A 22,778-nucleotide genomic window follows, 5' to 3' on the forward strand; every position below is an offset into this window, starting at 1 on the left:
GAATAAGGATACGCTCGATCTGATCGCCGACTGGCTTTCGCAACGGCTCAAGTAGTGGCTGTCACCAAGGTCTTCACGATCCCATAGGCTGCAACACCGGCGATGATCGGCCAGCCGAGGGACTTGGTTTGCTTCCAGGTGAGGAAGGTGGCGATGAGGCCGAGGGCGGTTGCGGACCAGGAGGCTGTGTTGCTTGTGTGTGGAACCAGCGACGTTCCAAACATGGCGGCGATCATGGAAGGGCCGAGGACGCCGAGCCACGCGGGCATATTCTCCGCAGTGTCTTTGTCAGACCGTTGGAGATGTCGCTGCATGTAGACGAGGGGCAGCGTACGCATGAGGAAGGTGCCGACGGCTACTGCGATCAAGGCGATCCAGAGTCCTTTATCCATGGCTTGCTTTTCCTTTCCGGGTTTTCGCATCGACCGCGAGATAAAGCAGGGCTCCGCATGCTGCGGCGATCGGGATCGCGGCATTAGGCAGTCCGGAGAGCTTGAGAAGGAGTGCTGAGAGAATGGTGGTGCCGAGGGCGATGGCCCAGATCCGTGAGTTGAAGCGCGGAGCCAACAGGACGAGGAAGAGGGCGGGGAGGGCGAAGGGCATGACTTCTCCAAGCAGCGGCCAACGGTGGGTGAGTTCGGCACCTGCGACGACTCCAAGTATGGTGCCGCCGATCCAGCTGAACCACGCCACGACCATGGCACCGGTGAACCAGCCCATCCTTTCGCTTTCGGGCAGCAGCGGCAAGCGGGTGTGGGAGAGGGCGAAGATCTGATCGGTGAGGCCATGCATCAGCCACGGCCACCAGCGGCTGCGGGGAAGCCATTGGGCAATGTTGGGCCCGTAGACGAGGTGGCGGGCATTGATGAGGAGGCTCATCACGACCACGAGCCAGAGAGGAGCACCGGATGCGACCATGGCGACGAAGAGGAACTGGGAGGCACCGGCGTAGACGAGGACGGAGACGGCACCGGCTTCCCAGACATTGAAGCCTGCTTGTGCGGCGATCAGGCCGAAGGAAATCGCGACCGGAATGTAGCCGCCTAACAGAGGGACCGCTTCGCGCGCTCCCACTAACCAAGGAGCTGTCCTTGGCGTCACTGTTTCGGCGCTGGGCATGACTTGCCTCGCTTCTCGTAGATGATCGCCAACAGCAAAGTCGCCCAAGTGTCGCCGGTGCGGTAAAGGTGAGGTTCGTCGGCCCGGAAGGTGTGGGTCTCGCCGGCGGAGAGCATTTTCGTGTCCCCGATGGTGCCGACTTCGAGTTGGCCGCTGACGATGGTGATGACTTCGGAAGACCCGGGCAGGTGGGCTTCGGCCTCCCGGAGGGTATTCGGGGCGCAGGACATCCAGTAGGCATCGACGTGCGGATCGTCCTTTCCCTGATCGAGCAGCCTCACCTGGACGCCATCGCTGCCGATCGGCACACTGATGGGGCCAATGAGGGTTCCGAAGGGGACGTTCAGGCGGATGGCGAGCCGCCAGATGGTATCGAGGGTCGGGTTGCCGCGGCCTTGTTCGAGGCGCGAGAGGTTCGATTTGGCGATTCCGGCGTCGGCGGCGAGCTGGGACAGGGACAAGCCGCTTTCAAGGCGGAGTCCCTGAAGGTGCCGTCCGAGAATGTCGCGAGTCGATTGGTCCATAGGAAACGCGTGGCGTTCGATTTATGGAACGTTCGATAAAAGGAACGATCGGGGCCGTCAACCCTCATCGAGTGGATGGGTCCGGACGCGGAGCCGATCCGCGAAAAGTGGAGAGAACCGCCAGCTTACGATCTGCCGGCTGGCTGCAGGGTCGTCGACTCTCGTGCGCTGGAGGCCCGGCCCGGGAAATTCTCCAAGAGCGAAAACTCACCATCAACGGCGGGCGGCGAAGAGATCACCTTCTCCAGCATCTCCGCGCGCCGGGTCCACCCCAGAAGCGTGGCGCAGCGGAGGCGCTGGCGCATCGTCTGGGTGGTGAACTTGAGCCTCGGGGGCAATCCTTGGATTGCTTCCCAAGCCTCGAGGGGTCTTCCGGAGTTGATCAGGCTTTCGATTGGCACGGTAGTGGGGGCTGCGTGACCTGCTGAATAGGCTGCAAGATTTGCAAAGAATTCCGGAATTTCAAGCCCTCCGAGGTTACGCTATCGCGTAGGAAATGATGTGTTGAAGAGCTTGGGTTCTGTGCTCGCGATGCGGGAAAATGGTCAGGTGGGATCGGGTTCCCGCCAGCGCAGGGCGTGGAAGAGCGAGGGGACGTCCGACCGCCATTTTCTCAGGACACAGGAAATGGCGAGCCCTTCCAGATCGGCGATGATGCCGAGGTAGACGGGCACTGCCAGCCATGCCCCGGTCTGGCGCAGGGCCAGCAGGGCGAAGAAGGCGGCGAAGAGGGAAATGCCCCAGAGCTTGGAGGACCACATGTGATAGCTGGCCTCGCGGCCGAACTTGGCGAAATCGAAGGCGTAGCGGGTGAGTTCCAGGGCGGCGAGGGTGAGCAGGGCGGGGAAGTGGGCGCGAATGGCCTCCGGATAGAGATGCCAGGCGGCGAAGGTGACGGCGGTGTAGAACAGCGTGTCCACGGCGCTATCCAGCCGGCGCAGGCCGGGTGTCGCCACCTGCAAGCGGCGGGCGATGACGCCGTCGAAGATGTCCGAGAAAAAGGCGAGCGTGAGGCAGAGGCCGAAGGCCGCGGGATGGGGACCATGCATTGCGAGAGCCGCCACGACCGGTGCGAGGAGAGCGCGGAGCAAGGTGAGCAGCAGCGGGGTTTTCAGCAGGAGGCGATTTCGTCGGGGAAGATCGGGAGCCATGATGGTGATCCCTCTTGTATCCCGGTGACGATCCGAGGAGGGTATCGATTGAGAGAGCGGCTGGATCGGGATTTTCGATGAAGGCCGGGCCGTCGTTACAAACGGCGGGAGATCATCGTCGTTTGCGTTTTCCGGAACTTCCCGTGAACTTCAAGATTGCCAAACCTACATCTTGGAAGATGGGCAATCGGAACATCGGTGAAAGCGCATCGGCCAAGGGGCGGGAAAGGTGAAGCACCCAGCTGAAGCCATGAAACCCTTGCACTATCCCGGTCTGCTTGCCGCGCTTCTGTTGCTGCCCCTGCGCGCGGGCTTGGCCGCACTGACACCCATCACCACGGTGGAGACGAAGGTGATCTCCGTCACCGGGTTTCCCGGTGCCGAGCCTTCGCATACGGTCGTTTCCGATTATGGATTCAGGCCATCCGTGATCCTGGCCGCGAATGCGGACAACACGAGCAACGTCGCTTTCCTGAACTCGTCGGGAACGGGGATCTCGATCCTGTCGTTGGATGCGGCGGGCAATCTAACAGGGCGGACCGATCCGGTGGTGTTGCAGTCGGCGACGAAGCTGGTGGGGTTCACGCGGATCCCGAGCGATGGAAGTTTCGCGATCTCGTATGCGAAGAACAATGCGACGAACGGGGCTGACTTCGAGTATTGGATCGCGCGGGTCAGTTCCGCGGGGGCGACGATTTTTTCCACCCTCGTGTTCGGAACGGTGGACAAGAACCAGGTGGGAGCGAAGGGCGAACCGGGCACGTTTTCGAGTGGCCGGATGGTTTTCAATCCCGCGACGCAACGACTGATCGCGTATACGGGTCACACCCAAAAGTACAGCGACGGCGTGCGGCATCAGGGTGGCCATGTGGTGACTTGTAGCCTGAGCGGGGTGTTGGGCACGGTCACACCCGCGCTAACGTCGGAGTGGTACTGCAGCCACAACTTCGAGCAGCGGTTGCTGGTGGACGGGAATAATTTCTACACGCTGGCTCATGGCGATGCTTTCCCGCGAGCGCTGGTGTTCGGGCGATGGCTGGACGGGGCTGCGACTTCGTTCGTGGGGAACACCGAGTATTTCCCAATCAGCGGGACGGTGGGCAACAACACCACGAGCACGCAGACCGGCGGCATGGTGAAGCTGGCGAACGGGAACTTCGGTGTGGTCTATAGCACCAAGCTCACCCGGAATAACTTCGACGTCCGCTATGTGGAGATCACGCCGTCAGGCGTGGCGGGAACGCCGGTGTGGTTGACGAGTTATCCGGCGACTACCTTCGCGATTTTTCCGCGGATCGCGCGTTATGGGGACGCCGCCGCGATTTTCTGGGAAGAGGTGAAAGGGGGCGCGGTGGTGGCGGTGCGCTCGAAGTTGGTCGGGACGGCGGAGGCGGATGCGACGGCGCAGCGGACGGTTTCCGATGCGGCGGTGAGGCTGCCGGCCGTTTATGATATCGCGTCCTTGCCGAATGGTGGGATTCTGTGGGCGTCGAATCGTGGTGCCGGTTCGCTGGCGCTGCAGAGGGTGATAGCTCCGCCAGGGGATACGCTGCGGTTGCAGAACGTGGTGATTGGGAAGGTTGGGGCGAACTACACGGTCAGCGGGACGATCAATGGCGGGGTGCCGCTGGGTGTCGTGTATCTTCAGGCGTCATCCAATCTGGGTGTTTCGGATGCGTGGCAGACGATTGCCGTGATCACGCTGAATGCTTCGGGGCAGGCGACGTTCGGGCCGGTGATTGATGCGGGGGGAAGTGCGGGGGCGAAGGATTTTTTCCGGGTGAATACGGTGGGGCCGTGAGGCGAAAATAGGGGCCGGGATGTATGGTGAATCAGTGCAGCGGAGGCGCTGGCCGAGTTACGGTGCGCGTAGTAGATCCGCGTCGACGGAACGTCGACACCCCTTAGGCCGGGGCTGCGCTTCGCTGGTCCCGTGTTAGAAAAACGAAGCCTTCTTCATCGACGGTGGTGCCATCGGGCAGGGGCAGGCCATTGGGAACGGCGGGTCCTTGGAGGGTGGTGCCGTCGAGCCAGAAGCCGGGGAGGAGGATGCCGTGGGAGCCGGGCTTGCGGCCCGGTTGTTCCTGGCTGCCGGGGTGGGCTTTCGGGGGATCGGGCATGGACATGGCGACGATCACGCCGCCGATGGCGAGGCAGGGACAATGAAGCCAGCCGGGGTGGGCGAGCGGTTCGGTGGCGCGGTCGCTGAAGTCGAAGAACACGCCGCCGGGCTGGAGCTTCGAGGACTCGATCTTTTCGCGCAGGGCATTGCCCCCGAGCCAGTGGTTTTCCGAGCTGGGGTCGGGATAGGGTGACTCGCGACGGATCGCGTCGAATTGTTTCTCGAAGATCGCGAGGCCGGGGAGGGCGTCGGGAAGTGGATCGGAGTCCAGGGTTCCGAAGTCGGCGCCGCGCTGGAGAGCGTTGATGTGGGAGAGCTGGAGGGCATTGGCCTGGGCGGGGTCGCCGGCGCGTTCGGCGAGAGCGATGGCCGAGGCCTTCATCATTCCCTGGCGGATGCCTTCCAGGTCCGCGTCCTTCGGGTCCACCGGCGGGGCGAAGCCGACGCTGATGCCGTAACGCAGGCGCTGCGGGAATTTCGTGAAGAAGCGATTGCCTTCGAACGAGAAGATGGAGCCCCAGGCACCATCGGTCCATGTTGGGACGAGCGGGCAGCCGGCCTGGCGGGCGATGATTTCGAAGCCGCGCTTGAGTTCCCGGAGAGTGCCGGTGCGGGTGAGCTGGCCTTCCGGGAAGATGCAGACCACGTGTCCTTCCTTCAGCGCTTCGGCGGAGGCGCGGAGGGCTTCACGAGGCTTGGAGGAGGTGATGGGGACGGTGTCGAAGAGCTGGCTGAAGAGCCGGACGGCGGTATTGCCGGTGAAGCCGGCTTCCATGACGAAGCGCACCGGGCGGGGGCAGGCGGCGGTGAGGAAGAAGGCGTCCGCCCAGGTGATGTGATTCGGCAGCAGGAGCACGCCGCCCTTTTGCGGGAAGTGCTCCGTGCCGGAGCTGCGGATCCGGTAGATCAGGCGGAGGATGGTCAGGCCAACGACGCGGACCAATTCCGCCGGGACCAGGCGGGCGCTGTGGACGGTGACGGCGCCGCAGATCAGCGCCGTGGGGATGAGCGCGAAGTGAATGCCGAGCCACCACGGGTTCCCCGCAAGCGGGCGGATGTAGCTGATGGCGGTGAGCCCCAGGGCCGCGATGATGGCACCCACGCATTCCTGCAAGTAGGCTGCTGCAAGAAGCTCGCCGCGGTGCTCGGCCGGGCAGCGATCCTGGAAGAATGCATTCAGCGGAGCGAGGAACACGGCGGCCGAAAATGCGGTGAAGCCGAGCACCAGCAGAAAGCCGCGGCCGGAGGGATCCGGCACCGCCAGCAACAAGGTGCCGATGGTCATGGCGATGCCCGCGAGCGGCACCCAGCCGAGTTCAATGCGCCGCCGCATCAGTACCGAGGCCACGCCGAAGCCACTCGCCATGCCGAGCGAGTTCGCGATCATGTATTTCGACGCGGCGGTGCCGAAGCCGGTGGTGCCGCTGGTGAGTTCCTTGGCCACGCCGAGCGACCAGACATGGATGAAGGTGGCGAAGCCGACGAAGAAGGCGATGCCCACCGAGCTGCGTCGCAGCTCGGGATTCCGCCACAGATCCTTCATCTGGTGGAAATGCTGGAAGGCCAGCCTGGGGCTGAGCCGGTCGGCTTCTCCGCGGGGTGTGCGGGGAATCAGCAGGCTGAAGAATAAGGGGGGCAAGGCGAGGACGGTGATCACCCACAGGGGACCGCGAGCGGCCTGCCAGCCATCGCTGCTGCCGTGCAGGCGGTGGTCGAAGGCGAGACCGGCCAGGATTTGCCCGGCCAGAATCGCCAGCATGCCGGTCATCTGTTGGATCGAGCTGGCGAAGCCGAGATGGCGGGAACCCACCAGTTCCTTCACGATGCCGGTCTTGGCCGGATTGAAAAAAGCCGTGAGCACCGCCAGCGTGAAGAAGCACACCATGGCCGCCTGGAAGCTCTGGGCCGCCATGGCTCCGCAGAGTCCGACGAGGATGACCAACTGGGTGACGGCGCAGGCCACCAGCACGTTCCGCTTGGGGAATCGATCGCTCAGCCAGCCGGCCAGCGGGGCAAAGAGCAGGAAGGGCAGGGACAGGAGGAGCGGGGCGATCAGCTCCATCTTGGAGTCCTTCCCCATCAGCCAGCCGCCAAGCGGGATCAGCAGGAACTGGGCGGCCTTCTCGTTGAAGGCGCTCTGCGTCTGCTGGGCGATCAAGCTCCAGAATCCCGTCCATTCACGCCGCGTCGGCTCTTTTTCCACTTCCGGCGCTTCTTCCATTCGGGCGGGACGTTAGGAAGATACCCCGCGGGCGGGAAGCGTGATATTCATCGCCGTGTCAGAGCGGGAAAAAGCAGCGATATCTGTAAAATCGTGCAAATTCCCGGCTGCGTAGCTTCCCGAGTGGACGCGGTTAGGAATGAGGTGGAGGGTGGTCGTCTTGATTACTTTTTGGCAGGCGCAGTTAGAGTCTCAATGCACCGAGAAAACGGGTGCGAGCCGCGCTGTTGAGAGAATTCCGGGGGGCGGTTGCCTCCTTTCGCCACCATCTGGCAATCCCGTGAAGCCGTCTGCCGCCCGCAGGTTCAAATATCCGGTTGACGAGGCTGCTGAAAAACCGGGTTTGGTGATTTCATACACCCGTAACACGCAAGGATACAAGCGGCCGCGCGAAACGGTGGTACCTTGTCAAAACTTTCAAGGGAACACGTCAGTCACGTGGCCCCACTTTATTTCTGATTCCGTCCGAACCCACGCAGCGATTTCGGGAAAACCCCCGCTGACAGAAAAACGGGTTTGATGTATGCTCAAAGTAAGTACATGATTTTCCCCGTGAAACCCAACGTAGCCCAACGTCGCCGTCTTCGCCCGAGAGACCGGGGATTTGCCCTGGTCATTTCCCTTACCCTGATGGTGCTACTGACCGTGCTCGCGGTTGGACTGTTGGGACTGTCCTCGATTTCCCTGCGTGCCAGCGGCAACGGCCAAGCACGTGCCGAGGCCCAGTCGAATGCGCGGCTCGCCCTGATGCTGGCGATCGGCGAGCTGCAGACTTCGCTTGGCCCGGACCAGGCAATTTCGGCGCGCGCCTCCTCGATCAGCAAGAATTCCGCCGAGCCGAATCTGGTGGGTGCCTGGCACAGCTGGCATTGGACGCCGGGATCGAATTCCCCCAACTATGGTGAGAAGGCGGACAAGTTCCGCGGCTGGCTGGTTTCCACCAAGGATCCGAAGAGCGCGATGGATACCTCGCTGCCGGGCAACACGCTTTCCGACCCGGTGTGGATGGTTAATCCGGATACGGTGGGCCAGCCGCAGGGCAACGGTGCCACCGGACCCGCCCTGCGCGCCTCCAAGGTGCCGGTCGAGACCTCGGACAGCCAACTGGGAACCTTCGCATGGGCGGTGATGGACGAGAGCCAGAAGGCTCCGATCCAGCTTCCTGACACCCATCCAACGACCGATGGCCAGAAGATTGCCCGGCGCACCGCGCCCGGCCGTGCCCGTCCGGAGGATATCGTGCCGGCGCTCGCGCCCGCAAAGCTTGGCGATCCGGCCAAGATCGTCTCGCTCGACAGCGCCGTGGTGGCGGTCGGCAAGGAGCAGGGTGAGGACATCCTGAAGTATCAGGCCGATCTCACCTCGCGCTCGGTGGGACTTCTGACGAACACGATCGACGGTGGCCTGAAGACCGACCTGACGACGGTTTTCGAATCTTCGACCGCCTCGCCAAACTTGGTCAACAACCAGGTCACACTTTACAACACGGTGAACGACGGAGCCCCGCGCTGGGACTATCTCAAGTATCACTACCAGCTGAACAAGCGGGTTACTGCCACGGCCACGGGACAGCCGAAGATCACGCTGAACTCGACGGACCTGGCGATTCAGAAGACCCCTTTCGCGGGCTTGCGGACCAATCCCTCGGTGGAGCGCATGATGCCGGTGATCGCGAAGCTGCAGATCATGTTCTCGATGGTCTCGCACTACAATCACATCCAGGATCGCGTGGACTGGTGGAACGCGAATGGCAACCCGAAGGGCAACACCAACTATGGTGTGCCGCACCTGGCGTATGACCCGGTCATCACGCTCTACAATCCCTACGACGTGGCGCTGGACCTGACCAAGCTGCGGGTGCGCATCTGGGATCCGCCGGTGCTCTTCGGGATGAAGAAGAATGCCGCCTGGCTCCGGGACGACTACGCTACCGGAAACTACCATGGGCTGGGCAGACTTCAGATCAGCAACCAGTTCGACGCAAATGCCCGCCGCTACTTCTCCTTCCTGCTGACGGACACGAGAGGGGCCGCCACCAATCCGCAGCCCGGCAACAAGATCGTGCTGCAGCCGGGCGAAGTGAAGGTCTTCTCGCCATGGGTCGAGGCTGACTGGAACTGGGAAAAGGAAACCGCCGGCGGCTACACCCCGCGCGCCTTCTTCGACTGGAATGCGGGCAACAACTTCGGCAACCGCGACAACCGGACCGGCAACAACTTCGGCTTGGAAACCGTTCCCGGCTGGGACCCGCGCGCGGGCTTGCAGGTGGACCACCTGAGCTACTCGGACAACCGGCGCCCGCTGAGCACTCTCTATGATTTCGAAAATCCGGCACGAAAGGGTGATGGCTTTGTCCTGATCAAGCTGACGGACACCTTCAGCGTGGAAGCCCGCCCGGGCCGCCCGACGGCGCTCCCGACCCTGCCCGACTTCGAGGTCGACTTGCTCGCCGGTCAGGTTGCCAGCTCGACCGAGGACGTCTCGGGTGACATGCTGCGGTCCTACCGCTTCAAGCTGGGCAATCCGACCACCGAGATCAGTTCCAACCCGAGCAACCCGACCATCAAGCGGACCTTCCGCGTCGGCAGCATCCTTCAAATCCCGAAGGACAAGACGGTGGGCGGCAAGTCGCCCTTCGCCATCCTCTCGATGACGGCGAAGACCACCAAGTCCAGTTTGGATTTCTCGATGCCGTGGCTTCACAACCACCCGGTGGTGGAAGGTGCCGAGCAGATCTCCACCCGCGTGGGCAACGCCCTGGACTCCTATGACCTTCGCTTCGAGGAAGTGCAGGACTTCAACAGCAACCCGGGCGGCATCGAATTCGATCCCGCCACCAAGCGCGGCTTCTACGGCTCGACTCCATACTCACAAGGCGGCGTCTCGAACGTGCCGATGTTCCGCGTGCCGCTGTTGCCGGCCTCCAGCCTGGGTGACCTGATTTCCGCGAACCTAGTTTCCAGCTCGAACCTGCCACGTGTGACCCACGCCCTCGGAAACTCGCGCGCCCATCCGCTGATCCCGGCCAATGCGGTGAGCCGCAAGGCTCCGACGGATAGCTTCGGCCTTACGACCCGCACGGCGTATGACATGCTGGACCACTCGTTCCTGATCAACGACGCGCTGTGGGATACCTCTTACTTCTCCACGGTGGCGACCTTCTCCAACTCGATGGTGCAGGGCCCGAACCGCAAGAGCATGCTGGAAGAGTTCCTGGGTGGAACCCGCAAGCTGCTCAATCCGCGCCTGATGCCGATGCTCCAGGGCGACGGCTCCGCCAAGGACAAGTCCAGCCAGCTCGATTCGCTTTCCGACGAGGAGCTTTCCAAGCGGATCGGCAGCGTGCTCGGAATCGAAGGTCCCTTCAACGTGAACTCCGACTCGGTGCCGGCATGGAAGGCCATGCTCAGTTCGCTGCGGGGTTCCGACCTCAAGGGCTGGTCGCTGGTCGACATGTCCGAGGAGAAGAAGACCGGCTTCTCGCGCTTCGGCCTGCCGATCGCCGGCAACCCGGATGCGACCTCGAAGACCGCCGGCCTCGACGTCGCCGGTAGAGCGGTCCGCTGGGCTGGCTTCCGGGCCCTGGACGACGATCAGATCGACACGCTGGCCAACAAGATCGTGGACGAGATCCGCGCCCGCGGTGAGCAAGACCATGCACCGTCGCTTTCGGTGGCCGAATTCGTCAACCGCCGTCTCGGTGCCGCCAGTGGCATGCAGGTGCTTGCCGGTTTGCTCCAGACCGCGATCGACAAGTCGAAGATCAACGACAGCTACCACAATCAGGACTCGAAGGATCTCTCCGTGGTCTCGCCTCCGAACCCAGCGGCGCTCACCGGCATCGCGAATGCTGCGGCCCGCCAGGGCAAGTCGGCCGAAGGCGCACCGTCGATCCTCACGCAGGGCGACCTGTTGATGGCGCTGGCGCCGGTGATCACTGTCCGCGGCGATACCTTCCGGATCCGCTCCTATGGCGAGTCGAAGTCGAAGGATGGCGCCGTGGAGGCGAAGGCATGGTGCGAGGCGATCGTGCAGCGCGTGCCGGAGTATCTCGATACCAAGGACAACCCGGAGCTGAAGACTTCCCAGCTTACCAAGGAGTCGAACATCCGCTTTGGCCGTCGTTTCGTCATCACATCGTTCCGCTGGCTTTCTCCGGAGGAGGTGTGATGCTCTGAGGAATCGACCCGTCATGAAAATCCATCACGTTTGTTTGGCCGTTGCTGCCTGCGTCCTTCCGCTTCATGCCCAGCAGCCGCCGGCACCCGCGCCGGCCCCGGCCCCAGCCCCGGGTGGCGAAGCCCAGCCCAAGCCCGAGGCGCCGGGCATCAAGATCCGCAGCCTGTCCTTCCAACTGGATACCCCGCCGACGGAGGTCTACGCCCACGATCCCGCCACCGGTGGCAAGGTCCCGGCGGTGAAGATCGACATGAAGAGCTATCTGAACCACGAGTTCAACTTGCAGCCGACCCAGGCGGAGAGCCTCATCTTCTCGAAGAGCGCGGACCCGGCCAGCCTCAAGGACCCGGCTAACATCGTCGCGAAGGCGAAGGTGCCACCCAATATCAAGAGCGGTATCTTCATGTTCCTGCCCGGCACCGGCAAGCCAGGCGACACGCCGTTCCGGGTGCTGGTCGTGGATGACTCCAAGCGCGCCTTCCCGCCGGGTTCCTTCAAGGTGCTGAACCTGAGCCCGCACGGTGTCCGCATCCAGCTCGAGACGAAGAACTACGACTTCGCGAGCGGGGAGACCAAGCTCATCGAAGATCCGCCGGTGGGAGTGAACAATGCCTCCGCCATGAATGCATACACCTCGGCCAACGGGCAGGTGGTGCGTATCGCCTCCGGGATCTGGCCGCATCCCGGCACGAAGCGGTCGCTACAGCTTCTGTTCTTGAATCCAGCGAGCGGGCAGGTTGAGATACGCGGTATCCGCGATGTTGCCGGCGACGAGTTCTGACCGGCCTCACGCGCCGCCTTCCTTCGGGAACGGCGGCGTTTTTCATTCCCAACCCAAGCAACCCATGAATGCTCGTTCTTTCGCCGCCGTGGCCGCGGCACTTTTTTCGGCCACCGTCGCCTACGGCCAGGAGTACCAAGTCCGTGGCATCACCCTGGGCCAGGACAATCCCGGTCCGGAAGTCCACATCCATCAGGATGGCGGCGCTCCCGATGCCGGAGTGCTGGAAGTGAAGTCCTTCCTCAACGAGGACGGGGTGGCGCTGAAGCTCAAGGGGCCGAAGCTCGTGATCACCACGCAGGCGGGTGCCGCCAGTGTGAAGGATCCGGCGCAGCTGATCGGTTCCTGCACGCTGCCCGCGAAGGGCGGCACGGTGATCCTGCTGTTCGTGCCCGAGAAGGCCGGCAGCCCGACTTCGAAGATCCTGGTGATCGACGATAGCAAGAAGGCGTTCCCGCCGGGCTCGTTCAAGATCGCGAACCTGAGTTCGCTGCCGGTGAAGCTGGAGCTTGAGAAGAAGGAATTCGCTTTCAAGCCGGGCGAGATCAGGAACATCGAGAATCCACCGGTGAACGAGGCCCAGTCCTCCGCCCTGAAGGGGACCTGTGAGGTCGCTGGCCAATGGGAATTGTTCTCGTCCGGAGCGTGGCCGAATCCCGGAGGGAAGCGCGTGCTGCAAGTCATTACCGACAATCCGGAAACCAAGCTCGTGGATATCCGCGGCTTCCGCGATGTCGCGACGCCTCCGTAAGCAAGAGTCGTGGAGATCCGCGTCCTCGCCGTGCCGAACGCCCGTGCCGGCGAGGTCATCGGATGGGAAGATGATCCGCGTGCCGGGCGAGTGCTGCGAGTGAAAGTCGCCGCACCGCCGAGCGAGGGGAAGGCGAATGCCGCGCTGCGCGAAGTGTTGGCGAAGCATTTCGGCGTGGCGAAATCGCAGGTGATCCTCGCGAAGGGCAGCACCTCACGGGTGAAGGTATTCACGCTGCCGGATGGCGCTGGTGATGGATCATGAAAATTTCCTGATGTTTTACTGCTGTCCTATTGCCAGTCGGCAAGCGACTTGCTAGATGCCGGTTGGATGGCGTGGCTGTTCCGTCAATGGTCAATCAACTGGGGAAGCAATCCCCGGGTCGCGCCTCCGTCCGGTCTTCGCCGGCAGCCCGCAAAGGTTGATGGTGGCTTGACGGAGTGGTGCCGTGAGAAGGCGGAATTCCTGGGTCTTCCGGAACTCGCGCGGAAGGTGAACGTGACGTGGAACGCGCGCATGCAAACGACCGCCGGTCGTGCGTGGTGGCCGGATCGCCTGATCGAACTCAATCCCAAGCTCAAGGATCAGCCGCCGGAAGAAATGTGGCGGACGCTCCGCCATGAGCTGGCCCATCTGGTGGCCTATGAACGTGCGGGCCGCCGCCGCATCGAGGTCCACGGCGCCGAGTGGCGCGCGGCGTGTGCCGAGCTTGGCATTCCCAACGAGCAGCCTTTCCACACGCTTCCCTTCAAGCGCAAGCGGATGAAGCGGAACTTCGGCTACGTCTGTCCGCAGTGCCTGACGACCATCCGGCGGGTGAAGCGCATCACCCGGGTCGTTGCGTGCTACGCCTGCTGTAGAAAATACAGCGGCGGCCTTTACGACCGCCGCTTCCAACTGCTGGAGGAGAAGCTGTGAGTCAGACCGTCGCTTCCAGCGACCTTTCTTCTCCGGTGGCGATCTCGTAGAGGATCACGGCGACGAGTGGCGTGACCATGGTGAGCGACAGGCCGAGGTGGCCGGCCAGCCAGAGGCTGAGCGTGGAAACCAAGACCGGAGTCGTGATGCCGGGGCGGGCAAACAGGAGGCCGCGGATGACATTGAAGTCGGGATTGGTGGTGTGCAGCACTTGGTGGAGCACTTCCTTTGCTTGCTCCCAATCTTCCTCGACGCCGATGTGGCGGCGCTGGGACTGCTGGCGGGAGGCGGCTTGCCGCGCGCGGTTCAGCCACGCCTGACCCACTTCGTCAGGGTCGTAACCTTGGCGGAGCAGGCGGGCGAGCTCGGGGAACTTGCGAAGCAGGAAGGCCTTGTCGATGGACAGGTTCCGGGAAGACGGGGAGGTCATGTTTTGTTGGGTTTTGAACCGGTTTTCATCGCCATCGGCCAGCCGATGATGGTGACAACCGGGTCGCATTCGTCGGGAACATTTTCCCAACCTCCACGCACATGCCTGATACTTGGGTTTGACCAGTCGGGGAGGACGTTAGGGCCGTATTCACAATCAATTGAAACGCTAGGGATTCCTCCCACGGACGTCAAGGGGGCGGCCCCTACATTGTGACGATCCGGTCACTTACGTGGCCCCTGGGGGTCTGGGGCTTCCACGGGCTGTTATTGATCGGCCTTTCCGACGACCTTGGACCGTAGTGCGCCGTATTCATCCAGCCGCCGGTCGAGCTCTTCGGCCATGGCTTTCGCGCGCCCGGGCTGTTCGGTGGCGAGGTTCTTGGACTCGGAGAGATCGTTGGCCAGGTCGTAGAGTTCGGAGGAGTCGTCGGCCCAATTGCGGATCAACTTCCATTGGCCTTCGTGGAGGATGGAGAAGTGGTCGTTGTTGTGGCCGTGGGGGAAGTGGGTCACGAGCCACTGCGGGCGATGATAGGTAGTGTCGCCTTTCAGGTAGGGCAGCAGGTCGTGGCCGTCCCAGGGCTTGGCGTCGGTGATGCCGGCGAGATCGGCGAGGGTGGGGAAGACATCGGCGAGGGCGACGAGGTCGTCTTCGTGAGAGGCGGGGGCGATGGTGAAGGCGTTGGCGGGTCCGGGTTTTGCCCATGAGGCGATCATCGGCACGCGGATGCCGCCTTCGTAACGCATGCCCTTCTTGCCACGCAGCGGGGCATTGCCGGAGATGATGGGCTTGTCGTTGTTGTTCGGGATCGGGCCATCGCCTCCGTTGTCGGAGAGGAAGAGCACGAAGGTATTCTCCGCGATGCCGAGTGAGTCCAGTTTCGCGAGCAAGTCGCCGAGCGAGCGGTCCATGCCTTCGATCAAGGTGGCGTAGGCGCGTTGGGCGGGTGGGAGGTCGGGGTAGTTCGCGGCGAAGCGCGGGTCTTCCATAAACGGGGCGTGGACGGCGTAGTGCGCCATGTAGGCGAAGAATGGCTTCTTGTCCTTCACGGAAGCTTCGATGGCGGCGCTCATCTCCTGCGTGAGGATGTCTGTTAGAAAGCCGTCCTTGCCTTGCCACTTGTCGAGGCCGGTGACGTGGTTCGAGCCTTTGCCGAAGTCCTGCTTGGCGAGATACGAGGCGGGGTGGCCGATTTCGTTGCCGGCGATGTTGATTTCGAAGCCAAGTGCCTGGGGGTATTGGCCGAAGGCGCCCTTGCTGCCGAAGTGGGCCTTGCCGCAGTGGATGGTGCGGTAGCCGGCTTGCTTGAGGAGGGCGGGCAGTGCTTTTTCATCGGGCGAGATGCCGGTCTTGCCCCACCCATCAGGCGAGCGGAGGTTTTTCACGTCGTTGTCGCCGGTTTCGGTGCCGTCGGGGCTGGTCCAATTGGTGACGCGGTGGCGGGCGGCGTTTTTCCCGGTCATGAGGGTGATGCGGGAGGGCGTGCAGACCGGGTGGGCGTAGGCGCGGGTGAATTTCATGCCCTGCGCCGCGAGTTTTTCCATGTTCGGCGTACGGTAGCGGTGATTGAGGTCGGAAGGGACCGGCTTGCCTGCTGTATCGTGATGAAAGGGGACGGAGGTGTCCTGCCAGCCCATGTCATCGACGAGGAAAACCAACACGTTAGGCCGATCCGCGGCGGTGGCGATGCCGCACAGGGCGAGGAACAGGAAGAGGCGCGTCATGGGCCGGGCGATACGCACTTGGCTCAGGAAACCTTTGGGAAAAATCCAAACCTTCGCGATGGTCCGCAACCCGGACCACGTGGGGATGGTTCCTTCCCACGTAACCCGTCTTTCCTCCGACCATGTTACCTGCTGCACCTGACGAATGGACAATCCAAGAAGCCGCGCACTTGCTGCGACGGGCTGGCTTCGGGGGATCCCCCAAGGACATCGAGAGCTTCCACGCGCTCGGCCGATACAAGGCTGTCGAAAGCCTGCTCGCGCCGACCGAGCCCGTGGACGCTTTCAACCTGCCGGCGTGGGCGACCCACGACCAGGCGCTGGCCGACATGAAGGAGCGGCAGGAGCAATTCCAGGAAATCCGCCGTGCGACGCGCGACCTTTCCCCGGAAGAAGCGGAGAAGGTTCGCAAGGAGTATCGACAGAAGCAGCAGCGCACCGAGCGGCAGCACGGGATTGAGGCGCAGGGCTGGTGGTTCCGTCGGATGCTGAAGACGGAGGCGCCGCTGCGGGAGAAGATGGTGCTGTTCTGGCACGATCATTTCGCCACCTCGCTCCAGAAGGTGAAGCAGCCGGTGCTGATGGTGATGCAGAACGAGCTATTCCGCCGCAACGCCACGGGCTCGTTCAAAGAGCTCACGCACTCGATCCTGAAGGATCCGGCGATGATGCTCTACCTGGACACGCAGACCTCGAAGAAGGGACAGCCGAACGAGAACTTCGCGCGTGAGGTGATGGAGCTCTTCACGCTGGGTGAGGGGAATTACACCGAGCCGGACATCAAGGAAGCGGCGCGTGCGTTCACCGGCTACAGTCTCAATCGCCTGAATGGCACGGTGGTGCACAACAAGCGGCAGTGGGATGAGGGTGAGAAGAAGATCTTCGGGAAGTCGGGCAAGTTTGACGGTGACGATGTGATCGACCTGCTGTTCGCGCAAGAGGCCGCGGCGCGTTATGTGCCGAAGAAGCTTTGGGAATACTTTGCCGCGGAGGATCCGCCGGAAGAAGGCGTGGATGCGCTGGCGAAGTCATTCAAGGCCGCGGATTTCAAGGTGGAGCCGCTGCTGCGGGAGATTTTCCGCTCGAAGGCTTTCTATTCGGACAAGATCGTCCGCAACCAGATCAAGAGCCCGATCCAGTTCCTGGTGCAGATGTTCAAGGAGCTGGAACTGGAGAGCCCGCCGCAGGGCTATACGGTGAATGCGCAGCTCCAGCTCGGGCAGGTGCTCTTCATGCCGCCGAACGTGGCGGGATGGGACTGGGGCAAGGCGTGGATCAATACCAACACGCTGCTGACCCGATACAACGTGGCCGGCTTCATCACCAAGGGCGCGCAGGAGTCCTCACAGCTCGCCGACAATGGCGACGCGATGATGGACCAGGAAATGGACAAGAAGCAGATGCGCGTGGCCAACCTTCTGGATCGTGCGCAACGAACCTGGGCTGGTCCCGATTACGAGAAGATTGCCCCGCGTCCTCTGCGGGAGGATCCCGAGAAGCTGGTGGACTCGCTGGTGCAGCGGTTTTTCCAGGCCCCGCTTGGCGGGAAGGAGCGCGGCGCCTTCATCGAATACGCCGTGTCCAAGAAGGGCGCGATCTTCACCAACAAGGAGGTCGGCGAGCTCTGCCACCTCATGCTGAGCACCCCGCATTATCAGCTCGACTGAAACCTTTGACTCTTCTCCTCCGATGAAAACGCGACGTGACTTCCTCCGCTCCACGATTCTCGGTGCTTCGGCGACGTGGACCGTGCCGATGTTTGTCGAGCGAACCTTCGCCGACCTTCACATGGGTGCCAGGGATCTGGCGACCCAGCCGGTGACCGGGAAAGATGGTACGATCCTCGTCGTACTTCAGCTCGCGGGCGGCAATGACGGGCTCAACACGCTGGTGCCCTATGCCGACGATGCCTATCACAGTGCCCGCCCAAGTTTGGGGAAGAAGGAGAAGGAAATCATCAAGCTGAGCGATCACGTCGGCCTCAATGGCGCGATGCCCTTCATGGGGAGCCTGTTCAAGGAGGGCAACCTGGGCGTGGTGCAAGGGGTCGGCTATCCGAATCCGAACCGCTCGCACTTCGTGTCGACTTCGATTTGGGAGACGGCGGACATTCAGAACCGCTCCAGCACGGGGTGGATCGGCCGCTACTTCGACAATGCGTGCGATGGTGCCGATCCGACGGTGGGCATCAGCTTGAACAAAACGCAGCCGGAGTCCTTCGGGGCGGCGAAGAATCCGGGCGTGTGCTTGAGTTCGCCCGAGCTTTACCGGTGGATTCACGGCGGTGGCGAGAAGGCGCAGGCGGAGGAGTTCTTTGCCTCGCTCAATTCGCCGGAGGATGATGACAATCCCGTGGATGGCGCCTCGATCGACATGCCCGCGGGCGGCAAGGTGGGTGGCATCGAGGGTGAGAGCAATCTGGCCTTCTTGGAACGCGTGGCGATGGATGCGCGGGTCAGCTCCGCGAAGATCCTGGAGCTCGCGTCGAAGTACAAGTCCAAGGTGAACTATGAAGGCACGCCGATTTCGCGGAGCCTGAACATGGTGTCACGTCTCATCGCCGGTGGCATGCCGACGCGGGTGTATTATGTGAGCCACGGTGGCTTCGATACCCACAACCAGCAGGTGAACTCGCATGACCGCTTGCTTGGGCAGTTGGATCGCGCGCTGAAGTCATTCTTCGCGGACCTGAAGGAGCAGGGGAATGACAAGCGGGTGGTGCTGATGACGTTCTCGGAGTTCGGCCGCCGTGTTTCGGAGAACGCGAGCGCCGGCACCGACCATGGTCGTGCCTCGTGCATGTTCCTCGCCGGTGATGCGGTGAAGGGCGGGCTCTTTGGTGCCTATCCGAGCCTTACCGAACTCGATCAGGGTGACCTGAAGCACAATGTGGATTTCCGGGGCGTGTATGCGTCGGTGCTTGAGGGCTGGCTGAAGACATCGTCCAAGCCGATTCTGCGCGGGGACTTTGCGAAGCTGGGGATGATCGGGTGAGGGGCGGCGTAAGCCGGCGGGAGGAAGTAAGGAGTGTGGACGTTCCGTCCACACCGTGTCGACGGAACGTCGACACTCCTTAACTCGCTGCGCTCGGATCCAAAGAAGATGCGCGGAACCCATCCGCGCCGGACGCCCGTGGGCGGCTCGGGCGGATGAATTCCGCGCTACCATGAAAGGTGGTCTTATCCTTGTGCGCGGTGGGCAGCGACGGCGCTGGAGAAGCGCAGTAGGCTGAGGAGGGCTTGCTGTTTGATGGAGCCCATCAGGGTGGCGAAGAGTTCGAAGCCTTCGATCTTGTACTCGATGAGCGGGTCCTTCTGGCCTTGGGCGCGAAGGTAGACGCCTTCGCGGAGTTCATCCATGTCGCGGAGGTGTTCCTGCCAGTAGCCGTCGATCGCGGAGATAACGAGATTGCGCTCCTCGCGGTCCACGCGTTCGCCGGGCAGGGCTGCCAGGCTGCTGTCGTAGGCGTCGCGGACCTTCTTTTCGATGAGTGGGGCGATGCGTGCGGTGCCGGCGGCGGCGAGCTCTTCTTCGGAGACTTCCAGGTTCAGCCCTTGGCGCAGCCAACCGAGGAGCGGCCGGAGATCTGGCTCCTGTGAGTCGCTTTCGGCAAGGTGCTCCTGCACCTTGGCAGTGACGCATTCCGAGATGACCTCGTGAACGAGGCGGCGCATGTCGCCGGTGCCGAGGACGTCGTTGCGGTATTCGTAAACGATCTCGCGCTGGAGATTCATCACGTCGTCGAAGTCGAGGACGCGCTTGCGGCCCTTGTAGTCGCGCTGCTCGAGCGTGCGCTGGGCAGTCTCGACGAGCTTGCCGAGGGATGAGCCTTTGCCATCGCGTTCAATCATCGCGGCCATCTGCGCCGGCTCGGCGTGATTCCGCATGAGGTCGTCTTCAAGTGAGACGTAGAACTGGGCTCGGCCGGGGTCGCCCTGGCGGGAGCAACGACCGCGAAGCTGACGATCCACGCGACGGGTGAAGTGGCGCTCGGTGCCAATGATGAAGAGGCCGCCGAGTTCGGCGACGCCTTCGCCGAGTTTGATGTCGGTGCCGCGGCCGGCCATGTTGGTGGCGACGGTGACGGCGCCTTTTTCGCCGGCGCGGGAGACGATCTCGGCTTCCTGCTCGTGGAACTTCGCGTTGAGGACCGTGTGCGGGATTTTCGACCGCTTCAGCATGCGCGAGACGGTTTCGGATGCTTCCACGGAGGCCGTGCCGACGAGGATTGGCTGGCCCTTGGCATGGGCGGCCTCGATCTTCGCGACCACCGCGTTGTACTTCTCGCGGCGGGTTTTGAAGATCTGGTCGTTCTCGTCCACCCGGAGGTTCTTGGCGTTGGTCGGGATCGGCAGGACGTCGAGCTTGTAGATGTCGTGGAACTCGGCGGCTTCGGTGGAAGCGGTGCCGGTCATGCCCGCCAGCTTCTTATAAAGGCGGAAGTAGTTCTGGATGGTGATGGTCGCGTAGGTGCGGTTCTCACGCTCGATCTTCACGCGTTCCTTCGCCTCGACCGCCTGGTGGAGTCCATCCGACCAGCGGCGGCCTTCCATTTCACGGCCGGTGCTTTCATCGACGATGGTGATCTTGCCATCGCGGATGACGTAGTGGACGTCGCGCTCGTGGAGGCAGTGAGCCTTGAGGAGCTGGTTGATGGCGTGGACGCGGAGGGCCTGCTCCTCGCGGCGCTTCAGCACGGCGGTGGTGGCGATGGCCTTCTGCTCCGCATTGAGGTCCGGGTTGGCCTCGATGGCACTGAGCTCGGCGCCCGAGTCCGGGATGGTGAAGGAGTCGGGGTTCTCGGGGTCGAGGAAGCGGCGGCCCTTTTCCATGAGATCGGCCTCGCGGGACTTCTCGTCCACGGCGAAGAAGAGCTCCTCCTTCAGGGTCAGGAGATCCTTCTTGAACATCTGCCGGTGGAAGAGGAGCTCGGTGCTTTCCAGCAAGCGGCGCAGTTCCGGATTCTCCATCAGGCGGAGGAACTGGCGGTTGCGCGGTTGGCCGAGGTGAAGCTTGTAGATCACAAGGCCGGCTTCCTTGTTCTTGCCTTCCTCCAGCAGCTTCTTCGCCTCGGTGGCGAGCTGGTTGCAGAGTTCGGTCTGGCGCTTCACCAGGCGTTCGACGTCGTTGTTCTGCTGCTCGAAGATCTGCGACGAGTCCGGCGCGGGGCCGGTGATGATGAGCGGCGTGCGCGCTTCGTCGATGAGCACGGAGTCGACTTCGTCGATGACGGCGAAGTAGTGGCCGCGCTGGACCTGCTCGTCCTTGGTGGAGGCCATGCCATTGTCGCGCAGGTAGTCGAAGCCGAACTCGGAATTGGTGCCGTAGGTGATGTCGCAGTTGTACTGCTCGCGGCGCTGCCACGGCGGCATTTGGTTCAGGAGGCAGCCGACGGTCAGGCCGAGCGAGCGATAGAGCGCGCCCATCCACTCCGAGTCGCGCTGGGCGAGGTAGTCATTGACCGTGACGAGGTGGACGCCGAGGCCAGTGAGGGCATTGAGGAAAACGGGGATGGTGCCGACGAGCGTCTTGCCCTCGCCCGTCTGCATTTCCGCGATCATGCCGCGGTGGATGGCGACGCCGCCGAGCAGCTGCACATCGAAGTGCACCATGTTCCAGCGCTGCGGGTGGCCATTGACGGGGACCTCGGTGCCGACGAGGCGGCGGGCAGCGTTCTTTACCACGGCGCAGGCCTCGGGCAGGATCTTGTCGAGATACTTGGCGCGTGGCTTGGCGAAGTTTTCCTCGACGTCGAGGAAGGCGGCCTTGGCGCTTTCGATTCCCTGGACGCTCGCGTTGACCACCGATGGGACGGAGAACTCGCGGGCGAGACGCTCGAAGCGCTTGCCGATGGAGTCGGCGACGGTCTCGAGTTCCGCCTTGGTCATCAGATCGAGTTGGACCCGGGTCGGGACTTCGAGCGGATGGTAGCGGGAGAGGTGCTCGCGCCAGGAGTTCGTGAGTTCGAGGAGTTTCCCGGCCGGCTCGCGCTGGAGCTTTTCCTCGATCTCATTGATGCGGGAAACGATGGGGCGCAGGCGATGGAGCTCGCGCTCATCCTTGCCGCCGAGAAGTTTTGGGAAGAGCCACTGGATCATGGACGGCGGAAGTTGAGGTTGGAGGTGAAGCGGACCCGGCGTGGCGAGGCCAGCGCGACGAGTGAAAGGGAAAGGATCGGGAAAAGAGTCATGAAATGGACTTGGATGGAATGGAATGCACGGGCCCATCAGGGACCCGGTGTCATGTGCCATGCCTCTTGGAATGAGAGGCACCGCCATGGGAGGCGGTTGAAACGCCGCGATCTCAATGGGATCAGCGGTCGTGCGATTGGATTGTCATGCCGGCTTGGGGTCTGCCCGCAGGGGGGCGACTCTCGCGAAAGGTTCGCGTGCCGGATTCCATCAAGCCCGCGCCGGCGGGGCCCGTCCCTGAACTCCTTCCCGGAGCAAAGCGATGACGGGAAGCTCGTGAACGGCTTCCACGCTCAAGAGCACGGCAGGGGCACCCCAGACATGACGCCCGACTACCTCCGGCACCAAGCCGACGAGGGGATAAGGCGTGACGTTCGTGGCCGGGAGATCGTCCGACTGGTGGATCAGCCCGATGCCGTCCTGCAGCTTCTCCTTGCGGATCGCCAGTTCGTCCGGCGTGAAGATGCTCCACCCGAATACAACGGCGAGCGCCATGATCCATGGGATCCATGCGCTTGGGACGATCTTGTCCTCGCTGGTGGTCATCGGGAGAGTTGCTGGCCGCGACCGGGGCGGCGCGGCCGGGAGAGGGTCGCGGGGAATCGGGATTTGTCAAACGATTGCATGACACGGGCCGCCGCGCATTTTGAGATGCCAGCGGGTC

At 62.8% G+C, this 22,778-nt stretch carries 18 protein-coding genes; 8 read left to right on the top strand and 10 right to left on the bottom strand.

Annotation, left to right across the window (positions count from 1 at the left end; all coding sequences use genetic code 11):
• Nucleotides 1-47 precede the first annotated feature (47 nt).
• The 5 genes from WKV53_RS12480 to WKV53_RS12500 form a co-directional block, all read right to left on the bottom strand.
• A complete protein-coding gene (locus tag WKV53_RS12480) occupies nucleotides 48-392 on the bottom strand; it encodes an AzlD domain-containing protein (RefSeq protein ID WP_341404928.1) in 345 nt (114 codons plus the stop codon).
• On the bottom strand, nucleotides 385-1,119 hold the full coding sequence (locus WKV53_RS12485) for an AzlC family ABC transporter permease (protein WP_345789654.1): 735 nt from the start codon (nucleotides 1,117-1,119) through the stop codon (nucleotides 385-387). Before WKV53_RS12485 ends, WKV53_RS12480 begins: the two co-directional genes overlap by 8 nt.
• Nucleotides 1,098-1,643 (bottom strand): helix-turn-helix domain-containing protein, encoded by a 546-nt coding sequence (locus tag WKV53_RS12490; protein WP_341404930.1) that lies wholly within the window; start codon nucleotides 1,641-1,643, stop codon nucleotides 1,098-1,100. The genes WKV53_RS12485 and WKV53_RS12490 overlap by 22 nt, the downstream gene beginning before the upstream one ends.
• Nucleotides 1,644-1,768: 125 nt before the next feature.
• On the bottom strand, nucleotides 1,769-1,981 hold the full coding sequence (locus WKV53_RS12495) for a hypothetical protein (protein WP_341404931.1): 213 nt from the start codon (nucleotides 1,979-1,981) through the stop codon (nucleotides 1,769-1,771).
• A gap of 207 nt (nucleotides 1,982-2,188) precedes the next feature.
• On the bottom strand, nucleotides 2,189-2,794 hold the full coding sequence (locus WKV53_RS12500) for a CDP-alcohol phosphatidyltransferase family protein (protein WP_341404932.1): 606 nt from the start codon (nucleotides 2,792-2,794) through the stop codon (nucleotides 2,189-2,191).
• Nucleotides 2,795-3,044: 250 nt separating this feature from the next.
• Between WKV53_RS12500 and WKV53_RS12505 the strand changes: the two genes are divergently transcribed.
• On the top strand, nucleotides 3,045-4,595 hold the full coding sequence (locus tag WKV53_RS12505; protein ID WP_341404933.1) for a hypothetical protein: 1,551 nt from the start codon (nucleotides 3,045-3,047) through the stop codon (nucleotides 4,593-4,595).
• Between the two features lie 103 nt (nucleotides 4,596-4,698).
• Here WKV53_RS12505 and WKV53_RS12510 read toward each other — a convergent pair whose 3' ends face one another.
• Complete coding sequence (locus WKV53_RS12510) at nucleotides 4,699-7,137, bottom strand: MFS transporter (protein WP_341404934.1); 2,439 nt, start codon at nucleotides 7,135-7,137, stop codon at nucleotides 4,699-4,701.
• Nucleotides 7,138-7,689: 552 nt separating this feature from the next.
• Here WKV53_RS12510 and WKV53_RS12515 point away from each other — a divergent pair.
• From WKV53_RS12515 to WKV53_RS12535, 5 genes are all read left to right on the top strand, one after another.
• Nucleotides 7,690-11,307, top strand: a complete 3,618-nt coding sequence (locus WKV53_RS12515; protein ID WP_341404935.1) for a hypothetical protein — start codon at nucleotides 7,690-7,692, stop codon at nucleotides 11,305-11,307.
• A gap of 22 nt (nucleotides 11,308-11,329) precedes the next feature.
• A complete protein-coding gene (locus WKV53_RS12520) occupies nucleotides 11,330-12,097 on the top strand; it encodes a hypothetical protein (protein ID WP_341404936.1) in 768 nt (255 codons plus the stop codon).
• Nucleotides 12,098-12,161: 64 nt separating this feature from the next.
• Nucleotides 12,162-12,848, top strand: coding sequence for a hypothetical protein (locus WKV53_RS12525; RefSeq protein ID WP_341404937.1), 687 nt, complete (start codon nucleotides 12,162-12,164; stop codon nucleotides 12,846-12,848).
• A 9-nt stretch (nucleotides 12,849-12,857) separates the two neighbouring features.
• Complete coding sequence (locus tag WKV53_RS12530) at nucleotides 12,858-13,112, top strand: DUF167 domain-containing protein (RefSeq protein WP_341404938.1); 255 nt, start codon at nucleotides 12,858-12,860, stop codon at nucleotides 13,110-13,112.
• Between the two features lie 66 nt (nucleotides 13,113-13,178).
• Nucleotides 13,179-13,766 carry a SprT family zinc-dependent metalloprotease gene (locus tag WKV53_RS12535; RefSeq protein WP_341404939.1) on the top strand — a complete coding sequence of 196 codons (588 nt, stop codon included), beginning with the start codon at nucleotides 13,179-13,181 and terminating at the stop codon, nucleotides 13,764-13,766.
• A 1-nt stretch (nucleotide 13,767) separates the two neighbouring features.
• Here WKV53_RS12535 and WKV53_RS12540 read toward each other — a convergent pair whose 3' ends face one another.
• On the bottom strand, nucleotides 13,768-14,196 hold the full coding sequence (locus WKV53_RS12540; protein ID WP_341404940.1) for a hypothetical protein: 429 nt from the start codon (nucleotides 14,194-14,196) through the stop codon (nucleotides 13,768-13,770).
• Nucleotides 14,197-14,462: 266 nt separating this feature from the next.
• Nucleotides 14,463-15,923, bottom strand: a complete 1,461-nt coding sequence (locus tag WKV53_RS12545) for a sulfatase (RefSeq protein WP_341404941.1) — start codon at nucleotides 15,921-15,923, stop codon at nucleotides 14,463-14,465.
• Nucleotides 15,924-16,045: 122 nt separating this feature from the next.
• Between WKV53_RS12545 and WKV53_RS12550 the strand changes: the two genes are divergently transcribed.
• Together WKV53_RS12550 and WKV53_RS12555 are read left to right on the top strand one after the other, a co-directional pair.
• Nucleotides 16,046-17,590, top strand: coding sequence for a DUF1800 domain-containing protein (locus WKV53_RS12550; protein WP_341404942.1), 1,545 nt, complete (start codon nucleotides 16,046-16,048; stop codon nucleotides 17,588-17,590).
• A 22-nt stretch (nucleotides 17,591-17,612) separates the two neighbouring features.
• Nucleotides 17,613-18,917, top strand: a complete 1,305-nt coding sequence (locus WKV53_RS12555; RefSeq protein WP_341404943.1) for a DUF1501 domain-containing protein — start codon at nucleotides 17,613-17,615, stop codon at nucleotides 18,915-18,917.
• A gap of 185 nt (nucleotides 18,918-19,102) precedes the next feature.
• Here the strand turns inward: WKV53_RS12555 and secA are convergent, their stop codons facing one another.
• Both secA and WKV53_RS12565 read right to left on the bottom strand, forming a co-directional pair.
• Nucleotides 19,103-22,021 carry a preprotein translocase subunit SecA gene (gene secA, locus WKV53_RS12560; protein WP_341404944.1) on the bottom strand — a complete coding sequence of 973 codons (2,919 nt, stop codon included), beginning with the start codon at nucleotides 22,019-22,021 and terminating at the stop codon, nucleotides 19,103-19,105.
• Nucleotides 22,022-22,324: 303 nt separating this feature from the next.
• The gene (locus WKV53_RS12565; protein WP_341404945.1) at nucleotides 22,325-22,660 is read right to left on the bottom strand and encodes a hypothetical protein; all 336 of its coding nucleotides are present in this window, start codon (nucleotides 22,658-22,660) and stop codon (nucleotides 22,325-22,327) included.
• Between the last annotated feature and the right edge of the window lie 118 nt (nucleotides 22,661-22,778).

The sequence above is a fragment of the Luteolibacter sp. Y139 genome (genome assembly GCF_038066715.1).
GTDB classification, from domain to species: domain Bacteria; phylum Verrucomicrobiota; class Verrucomicrobiia; order Verrucomicrobiales; family Akkermansiaceae; genus Haloferula; species Haloferula soli.